The following is a 12,210-nucleotide window of genomic DNA, read 5'->3' on the forward strand; positions in this document are numbered from 1 at the left end:
GCCAGCTAATGACATGACCGATACAAGCATCATCGACTCTCTTCTGGCAGTGATGCGCGACCTGCGCCGGCATTTCGACGAGGCCGCGCGCGACATGGGCCTGACCATGGCCCGCGCCAAGATCATCACCACGCTGCACCGCGAACAGGGCATGACCCAGACCGCGCTTGCCGCGCAGCTGGGCATCGAGACGCCCACGCTGAAGCGGCAGCTGGACGGGCTGGCCGCCGACGGTTTCATCGAACGCCGCCCGATCAAGGGGGACGCCCGCAAGAACGCGGTGTTCCTGACCGACAAGGGCCAGGGCAGCCAGATCGTCGCCTTCAGCACGGCGATGCGCCAGGACGTGATCGCGGGCATCCCCGAGGACGACCTGACCACCGCCCGCCATGTGCTGGACGCCATCGCCGCGAACATCGCACGGCGCTCGTCATGAGCCAGGCCCCCGCAGCACATCCCCCCCTGCCCGTCCCGCAGGCGCTGGCCTACATGGCCGCCGCCGCGCTGCTGGCGATCACGCAGGGGCTGGATCAGGGCTTCCTGATCACGAACATCCCCAGCTTCGCGGGCGAACTGGGCGTCACGACCACCGATGCCAGCTGGCTGCTGATCGCCTACATGGTTCCGCGCGCGGCGCTGCCGCTGATGCTGATCAAGCTGCGCACGCAATACGGGCTGCGCCGCTTTGCCGAATGGGGCATCGCGATCCACGTCGTGGTGGCCTTCGCGGTGCTCTGGGTCAGCGACATGCGCTCGGCCGTGGTGCTGCACTTCCTTGCGGGTGCCGCAGCGGCGCCGCTTTCGACACTGGCCTTCCTCTACATGCTGGAACCGCTGGAGCAGTCCTGGAAGATGCGGCTGGGCATGCCGCTGGCGATGGCGCTGATCATGTCGGGGACCAGCATCGCCTGGATCGTGTCGCCTTGGCTGATCGGAGACGGAGGGCTGGAATGGGTCCACCTCACATCGCTTGGGCTGTCGATGGCGTCGCTGGCGCTGGTGTTCCTGCTGCCGCTGCGCCCCGTGCCGCACATGAAGGTCATCAAGGCGATGGACCTCGTCAGCTTCGTGCTGCTGGGCACGGGCTTTGCGGGGATCGTCACCGGCTTCGTCATGGGCCCGGCCCATTACTGGTCCGAGCCGTGGATCATCTGGACCCTTGCCGTGGCCGTCGCATCCCTTGCCGCGGGCGCCATGATCGAACTGAACCGCGAGGCACCGCTGCTGGACATCCGCTGGCTGTTCAGCCCCGCGATCCTGCACCTGACCGGAGCGTTGCTGCTGCTGCGCCTGCTGCTGTCCGAGCAAAGCTCGGGCGCGCCGCGCATGTTCCAGGTCCTGGGGCTGCAGGGCGAACAGATGGGCACCATGTTCGGCGTCATCGTCGCGGGGACCGTGCTTGGCGCGCTGGCCTGCGTGGCGTGGATGCGCCCCGACCGCGTGGCGAAGTTCCACCTGGTCGCGCTGCTGATCATCGCGGGCGGGGCGTGGATGGATACCCATTCGACCGTCCTGACGCGGCCCCACCAGATGCTGATCAGCCAGGGGCTCATCGCCTTCGCGGGCATGGTCTTCATGGTTCCCGCGATGATGGCGGGGCTGCTGACGGCGCTTGCCCGCGGGCCGCAATACCTGCTGTCCTTCATCATCGTCTTCATCTCGACCCAGAGCCTTGGCAGCGTCATCGGCTCGGGGCTGTTCTCGACCCTCATCACCCATCGTCAGGCAGCGCATTACCAGGCGCTGACCGAACAGCTTGCCATCGGCGACACCCAGACCGCGAACGCCATCGCGACGCGCATGGCGCAGTTGCAGCCGGGGCTGACCGACGCCACTGCGCGGCAGGCGCAGGCCGTGGCCCAGATCGCGCAGGACGCGGCGCAGCAGGCCACGGTGATGGCCTATGACGATGCCTATACCCTCATCTTCCTTGCGGCCTCGCTGGCGGCCTTCGCGCTGGTGATGCACCTGCTGCGCGACCGCATCGCCAAATGGCTGGCGCCCGCCGCGACGGAACAGGAACATATCGGATCCGCGACATGACCAAGACCAAGCTTCTTCCGACCCTCATCGCAATGCTCATCGGTGCGGCAGGCGTGGCGCTGCTGCTGTTCGCCTGGCATCTGCCGCCCTTCCACCCCTCGGCCCCCACGACCGAGAACGCCTATATCCGGGGCAAGGTCACCACGATCTCTCCTCAGCTGTCGGGATATGTCAGCGCCGTCGAGGCGACGGATTTCCAGGCGGTCTCGAAGGGGGACGTGATCGCCCGCATCGACGACCGCATCTTCCGCCAGAAGCTGGCACAGGCCGAGGCCCAGCTGGAGGCCGCGCGCGCCGCGCTGCAGGTCGGCCGCCAGGGCGTCGCCTCGGCCGAGGCCGCCCGCCGCGCCGCCGAGGCCGGCGTCGCATCCGCGCGCGCCGCCCAGGCGAACGCGCAATCGGAATGGGACCGCGCGAACCGGCTGCAGGATCGGGGCGTCGCCTCGCAATCGACCGCCGACCAGGCACGGCAGGCGCTGGATCAGGCCGATGCCGCCGTCACGCAGGCCGAGGCCCAGCTGGACGTGCAGTCCGAGGCCATCGCGTCCGCCAAGGTGGCGCTGTCCTCGCGCGAAGCCGACATCGCCTCGGCCGAGGCATCGGTGGAGCTGGCCCGGATCGACCTGGAGAACACCGTGATCCGTGCGCAGGACGATGGCCGCCTTGGGGCGCTGTCGGTCCGCGTCGGGCAATACGTGACACCGGGCACCTCGCTGGTGGCCGAGGTGGGGTCGGACCTGTGGATCATCGCGAATTTCCGCGAGACGGAGCTGGCGGGGATGAAACCCGGCGATGCGGTCGATTTCACGGTCGATGCGATCCCCGGCGCCGACTTCACCGGACAGGTCGAGGCGTTCTCGCCCGCCACGGCATCCGAGTTCAGCCTGCTCTCGGGATCGAACGCGACGGGGAACTTCACCAAGATCGCCCAGCGGCTGCCGGTCCGCATCGCCATCTCGCCCGATCAGCAGCAGGCCGCACAGTTGGCCCCCGGCCTGTCGGTCGTGGTCAGGGTCGGGGGCTGAGCGCCCCCGACGCGCGGAACCGCAACAGCCGCAGCGCATTCGCGGTGACGAGCACCGTCGCGCCGGTATCGGCCAGGATCGCGATCCAGAGGCCGGTCACCCCGGCGATGGTGGTCAGTAGGAACAGCGCCTTCAATCCCAGCGCGATGGCGACGTTCTGACGGATGTTCCCCATCGTCGCACGGGCAAGCCGGATCAGCCCGGCGACATCGCCCACCCTGTCGCGCAGGATCGCGCCATGTGCCGTTTCCAGCGCGACATCGGTCCCCGAGCCCATCGCGATCCCCACATGCGCCGAGGCCAGCGCGGGCGCGTCGTTGATCCCGTCCCCCACCATCATCGCGTGACCGTCGCGTGCCAGCTCGCGCATCGCATCGACCTTGTCGGCAGGCAGCAACCCCGCGCGATGATCGATCCCCAGCGCCCCGGCGATGGTCGCGGCCGTCCGCTCGTTGTCCCCCGTCAGCATCACGGGAACGACCCCCAGCGCGCGCAGATCGCGGATGGCCTGCGCGGCATCGGGTCGGGCCTCGTCCTGCAGGGCGATCAGCCCTATCACGCCCTCCTGCCACAGCAGCACGACGGTCTTGCCCTCATCCTCCAGCATCTGGGCGCGCATGGCCCATTCCGGTGTCATCACCCCCCGCTCGGTTGCCAGCCGGACCGAGCCGATGGTGGTGCGCACCCCCTCCACCTCTGCCTCGGTCCCCATTCCGGGTATGGCGCACGCCGCCTGCGCACGGGGCAGCGCCTGCCCCTCTGCCTTCGCAAGGATCGCCCGTCCCAGCGGATGGCTTGCACCCTGTTCCACGGCAGCAGCCAGCGTCAGCAGCCTTGCGGTATCCTCTCCCTCGATATCGGTGACCACGGGCCGGCCTTCCGTCAGCGTCCCCGTCTTGTCGAAGGCGACATGGGTGATGCGGGCGACGTTCTCCATCACGGCGCCCCCCTTCATCAGCATCCCCTGCCTTGCCCCCGCCGCCATCCCCGAGGCGATGGATGCCGGGACCGAGATCACCAGCGCACAGGGGCAGCCGATCAGCAGCAGCGTCAGCGCCCTGTAGGTCCAGTCGGTCCAACCCCCACCCTGCGCGAGGGGCGGTATCACGGCCACGAGGATCGCCAGCCCCACGATCACCGGCATGTAGATGCGGCTGAACCGGTCGATGAAGCGTTCGGTCGGGGCGCGGGCGCTCTCGGCCTCCTGCACCAGCTTGACGATACGGGCGATGGTGTTGTCCGAGGGGTGACGGGTCACGCGGACCCGCAGCGCGGCATCGGCATTGATCGAGCCTGCGAAGACGTCTTCTCCCTCGGTCTTGGGCACCTGTCGGCTTTCCCCCGTGATCGGGCTTTCATCCACGCCCGAGCGTCCTTCGACGATCTGCCCATCCGCCGGTATCCTGTCCCCCGGACGCACCAGCACCACCTGGCCGATGCGCAGGCGTGACGCAGCCACCTTGGTCGTGCCCTGTGGCCCCTCCAGCAGGGCGGTTCTCGGGATCAGGGCCGACAGCGCACGGATCCCGTCGCGGGCACGTCCGGCGGCGAACCCCTCCAGCAGTTCCCCGACCGCAAAGAGGAACACGACAAGTGCGGCCTCTTCCTCGGCGCCGATGATCAATGCGCCCCCTGCAGCGATGCTCATCAGCATCTCGATGGTAAAGGGCATGCCGATCCGTGCCATGCGCCATGCCTTGCGGGCGACGGGCGCGACACCCAGCAGAGTGGCAGCGACGAAGGCCCAGCGGGACCATGCCTGATCCGTCACCGCACCGATGCCCCATGCGATGACCAGAAGCGCACCGGTTACCAGCACCAGCCGACCCTTGGCACCACGATACCAGGCGGTCTCGCCCGGTGGGTCATCCGCATCCCCCGGCATGACGAAGCCGGCGTCCGGCCCCCCCGGCATATCCGGGTCGTGGATGCCGAAGCCGATCCCCCTGACGGCGCTTTCAACCGCGTCCGGGCTGCCGCTTTCATCCAGCCGCAGGCTCAGCCGTTCGGCCATCAGCGTCACCTCGACCTCGGACACGCCGGGCAGCCGTTCGACCGCCCCGCGCAGCTTGGCCGCGCAGGACCCGCAATCCATCCCCGTCACGCGCCATTCCCGCAGATCGCCACCCATAGCCATCGGACCCCCAGTCGCCAAGAATTGCAGATGGTGTAGCCTAGCCCCCTGCCGCAGCGGATGCGACCCCGTGGCGCGGGCATGAAAAAGCCCCGCGGACCTGATGGTCGCGGGGCCGGTTCGTCAAGCTGGCGCAGGCATCAGCCCATGCGATAGTTCGGGCTCTCGCGCGTGATCTGCACGTCGTGGACGTGGCTTTCCTTCAGGCCCGCATTGGTGATGCGGACGAACTCGCAGCCCTTGCGCATCTCGGGGACCGTGGCGCAACCGGTATAGCCCATCGCCGCGCGCAGGCCGCCGACCAGCTGATGGATCACGTTGCCTGCCGGACCCTTGTAGGGAACCTGGCCCTCGATACCTTCGGGCACCAGCTTGTCCGTCGCCGCGTCCTTCTGGAAATAGCGGTCGGCCGAGCCGCGCGCCATCGCCCCCAGCGAGCCCATCCCGCGATAGGACTTGAAGCTGCGGCCCTGGTACAGGATCACCTCGCCGGGGCTTTCATCCGTGCCCGCGATGGCGCTGCCGACCATGGCGCAGCTTGCACCGGCGGCAATGGCCTTGGCGAAATCGCCCGACAGCTTGATCCCGCCATCGGCGATGATGGGCGTGTCGCCTGCAGCGGCGGATGCGTCCATGATCGCGGTCAGCTGCGGAACGCCGACACCCGCCACGACGCGCGTGGTGCAGATCGAGCCGGGGCCGATGCCGACCTTCACCGCATCGGCGCCTGCACCGATCAGGGCGCGGGTCGCCTCGGCGGTGGCGACATTGCCGGCGACGACCTGCGCGGTGCTGCTATAGGCCTTCACGCGCTCGACCGCCTTGGCGACGCCCGCGGAATGGCCATGCGCGGTGTCGATCACCACCATGTCCACGCCCGCGTCGATCAGCGCACAGCTGCGCTCGAAGCCCTCGTCGCCGACCGTCGATGCGGCGGCAACGCGCAGGCGGCCCAGGTCGTCCTTGCAGGCAAGCGGGTTCAGCACGGCCTTCTCGGTATCCTTCAGCGTCAGCAGGCCGGTCAGCTTGCCCGACCCGTCGGTCACCAGCAGTTTCTCGATCCGGCGCGCCTTCATCAGGTCGATGGCCTCCTGCCGGTCGGCGGGCTCTTGCAGGATGGCAAGACGGTCGGCGGTCATCATGGCGCTGACCGGGGTGCGGTCGTCGCTGGCAAAGCGCATGTCGCGGTTCGTGACGATGCCCACCACGCGCCCCTCGGCATCCACCACGGGGAAGCCGGTGACGTTGAAGCGGTCCTGAAGCGCCTTCGCATCGGCCAGGGTCTGGTCGGCGCGCAGGGTGATCGGGTTGTAGACGATCCCGCTCTCGAAGCGCTTGACGCGGCGGACCTCGTTGGCCTGCTGCTCGGTCGTCAGGTTGCGATGGATGACGCCGATGCCGCCCGACTGGGCCATGGCGATGGCCATCCGGCTTTCGGTGACGGTATCCATCGCCGAGGACAGCAGCGGGATGTTCATCCGGATGGAACGGGTGACATGCGTGGTCACATCGGCCGTGGACGGCATGACCGTCGAGGCTGCGGGAACCAGAAGCACGTCGTCGAAAGTGAGAGCCTCACGAATCTGCATGGGGGTATCCTTGCGGCAAGATCGTTTGGCAGTTCCCCTTTTCACGGGATGCCGGGTTTGTCCACCCTTCACACCGCGCAAAAGCGCAGTTGCAGAAATGAAACTTGGCCCGCAATTGCATGACCATAACGTCACGTAAGCTCGACAGGGCAATTGATCGGTAACATGTTTGGCATAATCCTGTGATCCAGGGCGTTCGCGTCCATAGGGAGGAATGAACATGAAGATTGCACTGACAGGTGTCGCGGCCCTGCTTGTGGGCGCCTCACCGCTGCTGGCGGGCGGGATCGAACGCGCGCCCCAATCACTTTCGGCACTGTTCGAGGAGGGGAACTATGTCGAGCTGAGCTTCGGCGGCGTGGACCCGTCGGTCGACGGGACCGACGTGGCGATCCCCGGCCTCTATCCGGGCGGCACGGCCACGGGCGACGTGGCGCAGGGCTACGGCTTTACCGGCCTTGCCTACAAACACCAGTTCACCGAGGCGTTCTCGGGTGCGATCATCGTCGAGCAGCCCTTCGGCGCCGACATCCGCTACCCTAGTGCGATCGATGGCGGCACGCCCCTGCTGGGCGGCACCTTCGCGAAGGTGGACAGCACCACCTTCACCGCGCTTGGGCGCTACAAGATGCCGAACCAGTTCTCGGTCCATGGCGGTATCCGCGGATCGCGCGCCAGCGGCGAGGTGGGGCTGAGCGGCCTCGCCTACGGACCCGTCTCGGGCTACAACGTGGAACTGGACGACGACACCGCCATCGGCTGGGTCGCAGGCGTCGCTTGGGAGAAGCCCGAGATCGCGGCACGCGTCTCGCTGACCTACAACTCCGAGGTCGAGCACGATTTCGACACGGTCGAGACCGGCCCGCTGGTCGATCCCGACGGTGCCGGCCCGCTGCCCGACCTGCCGCTGCTGGCGGGCGACTCGGTCACCACGGTCAAGACGCCGCAAAGCTGGAACCTGGAATTCCAGACGGGCGTCGCGCCCGACACGCTGGTCTTCGGCTCGGTCCGGTGGGTGGACTGGTCGGAATTCCGCGTCGATCCCGCGAACTTCGTGAACGTCACGGGCGGCGGTCTGGTCGAACTGGAGGATACGACCACCTACACGCTTGGCGTCGCACGCAAGTTCAACGAAACCTGGTCCGGCTCGGCCTCGTTCACCTTCGAGAAGGCGGGCGACGACCTCGTGTCGCCGCTGGCACCGACGAACGGCCGCAAGGGGATCACGCTTGCCGCGATCTACAACCAGGGTCCCATGCGCATCACGACCGGCGTGAACTATACCAGGGTCGGCGACGCGATGCCCGAAACCGGCACGCCCGACACCGCCCGCGCCGACATGCGCGACAACGACGCCTGGGGCGTCGGCGTGCGGATCGGCTACCGCTTCTGACAGCGGCACGGATCGCACTGACGGCCCCGCCCAGCGCGGGGCCGTTTTCCGTTTGCCGCCTCGGGTCTTTCAAAACGCCCCGCGGGCCGCTACCTAGATCACCGATCTGACAGAGGAAGCCCCGCATGATCTATCGCAGCGCCGAGGAATGGCGGAACGCCCAGTCCAAGCGGATCGTGCTGTTCGGCATGTCGGGCCTGGGCAAGACCTATCTTGCGACGATGCTGCGCCAGACCGGGGACTGGTTCCACTACTCGGTCGATTACCGGATCGGCACCCGCTACATGGGCGAATACATCGCCGACAACTTCAAGCGCGAGGCGATGCGCGTGCCGCTGCTGCGCGAGCTGCTGATGTCCGACAGCGTGTATATCGCCAGCAACATCACCTTCGAGAACCTCGCGCCGCTGTCCACCTATCTGGGCAAGCCCGGCAGCCAGAGCCGCGGCGGGCTGGATTTCGACGAATACCGCCGCCGCCAGAACCAGCATCAGCGCGCCGAGATCGCGGCCCTGCTGGACACGCGCCATTTCGTCGAACGCGCCGACGACATCTATCGCATCCCGCATTTCGTCTGCGACAGCGGCGGATCCATCTGCGAGGTCGTGGACCCGACCGATCCCGACGATCCGGTTCTGCAGGCCCTGTCGCGCGACCTGCTGATGGTCTGGATCGAGGGGTCGGACGCCCATACCGCCGAGCTGGTGCGCCGCTTCGACCGCGCGCCCAAGCCCATGTATTACCAGCCCCAGTTCCTGGAACGCGCCTGGGTCGCCTATCGCGTCGAGAAGGGGCTGGACGAACACGAGGTCAATCCCGACGACTTCATCCGCTGGACCTATGCCCGCGCGCTGGCGCACCGCCAGCCGCGCTATGCCGCGATGGCGAAGCTGGGCGTGACGGTCAAGGCCGAGGAAGTGGCCGAGATCCGCAGCCCCCAGGATTTCGACGACCTGATCGCGCTGGCGATCGCCCGCAAGGAAAGCTGACATGCCCATCACCCTGAACGAGAACCTTCCCGCCTATCGCATCCTGTCGGACGAAGGGGTGATGGTGATGTCGCCGGGGCGTGCGGCCACGCAGGACATCCGCCCCCTGCGCATCGGGCTGCTGAACCTGATGCCCAAGAAGATCCAGACCGAGAACCAGTTCGCCCGCGTCATCGGCGCCACGCCCCTGCAGATCGACTTCCAGCTGATCCGCATGTCGGACCACGAAAGCCGCAACACCGCTGCCGACCACATGGAGAGCTTCTATCGCCCCTTCCGCGATGTCGAGGCCACGGGCGAGAAGTTCGACGGGCTGGTCATCACCGGCGCCCCGATCGAGCAGCTGCCCTTCGCGGACGTGACCTATTGGGACGAGCTGGAGCGCGTCTTCGCCTGGACCCAGACCCATGTGCATTCTACCTTCGGCGTCTGCTGGGGGGGCATGGCGATGGCCTGGCATTTCCACCGGCTGGAAAAGCACCTGCTGGACGCCAAGGCCTTCGGCTGCTTCCGCCACCAGAACCTGCAACCGGCATCGCCCTATCTGCGCGGCTTCTCGGACGATGTGCTGGTCCCCGTCAGCCGCTGGACCGAGATCCGGCAGGAGGATGTCGACGCCCGCCCCGACCTGACGACCCTGCTGGCCAGCCCCGAGGTCGGCCCCTGCCTGCTGTCGGACCCGAAGCACCGCGCGCTCTATGTCTTCAACCATTTCGAATATGACAGCACGACGCTGAAGGACGAATACGACCGCGACGTGCAGGCGGGCAAACCCATCGACGTGCCGCGCAACTACTATCCCGACGACGATCCGACGCGCACGCCCTCGAACCGGTGGCGCAGCCATGCGCATCTGCTCTACGGTAACTGGATCAACGAGATCTATCAGACGACCTGGTACGACATGAACCGCATCGGAGAGGGATAGGCCATGGTTCCGAAGGACATGCCCGACATGCCGCTTGTCGGCCGCATCGGCGATTATCTGCAGAACGACGCGCCCAAGGCGATCCGCAAGGCCGTCGAGGACGGCGACAAGGACGACATCCTGGACAAGGGCTATCCCTACGACGCCGAGATGTCCAAGGGCGACTACAACGACCACATGGACGCGCTGCAGGTGCAGCTGGTGCGCATGATGCATTGCGTGATCCATCGCGGCCAGCGCGTCGTCGTGCTGTTCGAGGGGCGCGACGCCGCCGGCAAGGGCGGCACGATCGAGCGTGTCCGCGAGAACCTCAATCCCCGCTCGTCCTACATCGTGGCGCTGCCCAAGCCGACCGAGCGTGAATCGACCCAGTGGTATTTCCAGCGCTATGTCGATCACCTGCCCGCCGCCGGAGAGATCGCGCTGTTCGACCGCAGCTGGTACAATCGCGGCGTGGTGGAGCGGGTGTTCGACTTCTCGACCGAGCACCAGCGCAACGCCTTCTTCCGCCAGCTGCCGGGCTTCGAGCAGACGCTGGTCGATGACGGCGTGATCCTGGTCAAGCTGTGGCTGAACGTGGGCCGCGCCGAACAGCTGCGCCGTTTCCTTGCGCGCGAACAGGACCCGCTGAAGCAGTGGAAGCTGAGCCCCGTCGATGTCGAGGGGCTGGCCCGGTGGGACGAATACACCACCGCCATCCGCGACACGCTGAACCTGTCGCATTCGCCCATCGCCCCCTGGACGGTGATCCGGTCCGACGACAAGCGGCGCGCCCGCATCGCGGCCATCCAGACCATCCTTCACGCCGTCGATTACGCGGGCAAGGATGCCGATGCGATCGGCACGCCGGACCCCAGGATCACCGGCGGCCCCGAGATGCTGGACGACTAGTCGTTTTTCTTGCGCAGGCCACAAGCGGCGGCTAGCGTTCGGGCAATCAACCCGAACCGAGAGGCCGGAAAAACATGCGCTTGCTGACCACCACCATCCTTGCGGCCTCGGCGGCCCTGCCGGCCTTCGCGGCCGATGGCGACCTGACGATCTTCGACTGGGCCGGCTTCGAGGTCCCCGAGATATTCCAGGCCTATGTCGACCAGCATGGCGACAGCCCGACCTTCGCCTTCTATGGCGACGACGACGAGGCGTTCCAGAAGATGGCCTCGGGGTTCCGCGCGGACGCGGTGCATCCCTGCAGCCAGATGGTCGGCAAGTATCGCGACGCCGGCCTGATCGAGCCCTGGGACACCGACCGCATCCCGAATTTCGACAAGATCGCCCCGCGCTTCCTCGATTCCGAGGTGTTCAAGGACGATCAGGGCGTCTGGTTCATCCCGACCGACTGGGGCGCCACCGCCGTCGCCTATAACAGCGAGACCGTCCCGGCCGAGGATGTGGCCAGCCTGCAGGTCTTCACCGACCCGAAATACCAGGGCCGCACCTCGTTGCCCGACAGCGCGGACGACGTCTGGGCGCTGGCCTATCTGGCGACCGGCACGACCGACTGGACCGATGTCAGCGACGAACAGTTCCAGGCCGCCGCCGACTGGCTGCGCCAGGCGCATCAGAACGTCGCCGCATACTGGGCCGACCCGTCCGAACAGGCGCAGCTGATGGCCTCGGGCGCGGTGGACGTGGCATGGTCGTGGAACGACGGTGTCGTCTACCTGCAAGAGGACGACTATCCCGTCGGCTTCCAGCGCGAGGCCGAGGAAGGGTCCTCGACCTTCTTCTGCGGCTTCGTCAACGTGAAGGACGGCCCGGGCAGCGAGGACAAGCTGTACGATTTCATCAACGCATGGCTTGCCCCCGAGGCCGGTCAGGGCCTGCTGGACGCGATCGGCTATGGCCACACCTCGACCGAGGCGATGGCCACGATCGAGGACCAGCCCGCCGTCCAGGAGGGTCTGGCCGATATCGACGTGCCGGTCCTGGCCCAGACCCCGAACGACCCCGAGCAGCGCCAGCGCCAGCTGGCCGAGTTCGAGAAGATCAAGGCCGGCTTCTGATCCCACCGTCCGGGCGGCCCTTACATGAGGGCCGCTCATGATCTTCTGCAGAACTATGAATTTGCAGGCGGGTGGCTGGGGGCATATATCACGGGCTTCAAAG

10 protein-coding genes are annotated in these 12,210 nt (G+C 67.1%); 8 read left to right on the forward strand and 2 right to left on the reverse strand.

Features of this window, described 5'->3' with window-relative positions; translation table 11 throughout:
• Positions 1 to 13: 13 nt before the first annotated feature.
• The 3 genes from F804_RS0105500 to F804_RS0105510 are packed head-to-tail and all read left to right on the forward strand — an operon-like array spanning position 14 to position 3,068.
• Complete coding sequence (locus F804_RS0105500) at positions 14 to 436, forward strand: MarR family winged helix-turn-helix transcriptional regulator (RefSeq protein ID WP_022706752.1); 423 nt, start codon at positions 14 to 16, stop codon at positions 434 to 436.
• Positions 433 to 2,043: an efflux MFS transporter permease gene (locus tag F804_RS0105505; protein WP_022706753.1), complete on the forward strand. Its 1,611-nt coding sequence runs from the start codon at positions 433 to 435 to the stop codon at positions 2,041 to 2,043. The genes F804_RS0105500 and F804_RS0105505 overlap by 4 nt, the downstream gene beginning before the upstream one ends.
• Entirely contained in the window at positions 2,040 to 3,068 is a 1,029-nt protein-coding gene (locus tag F804_RS0105510; RefSeq protein ID WP_022706754.1) for an HlyD family secretion protein, read from the forward strand. The genes F804_RS0105505 and F804_RS0105510 overlap by 4 nt, the downstream gene beginning before the upstream one ends.
• Here the strand turns inward: F804_RS0105510 and F804_RS0105515 are convergent.
• Entirely contained in the window at positions 3,052 to 5,205 is a 2,154-nt protein-coding gene (locus tag F804_RS0105515; protein WP_028725651.1) for a heavy metal translocating P-type ATPase, read from the reverse strand. The two genes, F804_RS0105510 and F804_RS0105515, sit on opposite strands and share 17 nt — an antisense overlap.
• Positions 5,206 to 5,342: 137 nt before the next feature.
• Entirely contained in the window at positions 5,343 to 6,791 is a 1,449-nt protein-coding gene (guaB, locus tag F804_RS0105520; protein ID WP_022706756.1) for an IMP dehydrogenase, read from the reverse strand.
• Positions 6,792 to 7,011: 220 nt separating this feature from the next.
• Between guaB and F804_RS0105525 the strand changes: the two genes are divergently transcribed.
• From F804_RS0105525 to F804_RS0105545, 5 genes are all read left to right on the forward strand, one after another.
• The gene (locus tag F804_RS0105525; RefSeq protein WP_028725652.1) at positions 7,012 to 8,184 is read left to right on the forward strand and encodes an OmpP1/FadL family transporter; all 1,173 of its coding nucleotides are present in this window, start codon (positions 7,012 to 7,014) and stop codon (positions 8,182 to 8,184) included.
• 125 nt (positions 8,185 to 8,309) lie between these two features.
• Positions 8,310 to 9,173 (forward strand): ATPase, encoded by an 864-nt coding sequence (locus F804_RS0105530; RefSeq protein WP_022706758.1) that lies wholly within the window; start codon positions 8,310 to 8,312, stop codon positions 9,171 to 9,173.
• A 1-nt stretch (position 9,174) separates the two neighbouring features.
• The gene (locus F804_RS0105535; protein ID WP_022706759.1) at positions 9,175 to 10,101 is read left to right on the forward strand and encodes a homoserine O-succinyltransferase; all 927 of its coding nucleotides are present in this window, start codon (positions 9,175 to 9,177) and stop codon (positions 10,099 to 10,101) included.
• A 3-nt stretch (positions 10,102 to 10,104) separates the two neighbouring features.
• A complete protein-coding gene (ppk2, locus tag F804_RS0105540) occupies positions 10,105 to 10,992 on the forward strand; it encodes a polyphosphate kinase 2 (protein ID WP_022706760.1) in 888 nt (295 codons plus the stop codon).
• A 74-nt stretch (positions 10,993 to 11,066) separates the two neighbouring features.
• The gene (locus tag F804_RS0105545; RefSeq protein ID WP_022706761.1) at positions 11,067 to 12,107 is read left to right on the forward strand and encodes an ABC transporter substrate-binding protein; all 1,041 of its coding nucleotides are present in this window, start codon (positions 11,067 to 11,069) and stop codon (positions 12,105 to 12,107) included.
• Positions 12,108 to 12,210 lie beyond the last annotated feature (103 nt).

Source organism: Paracoccus zeaxanthinifaciens ATCC 21588, assembly GCF_000420145.1.
GTDB lineage: Bacteria > Pseudomonadota > Alphaproteobacteria > Rhodobacterales > Rhodobacteraceae > Paracoccus > Paracoccus zeaxanthinifaciens.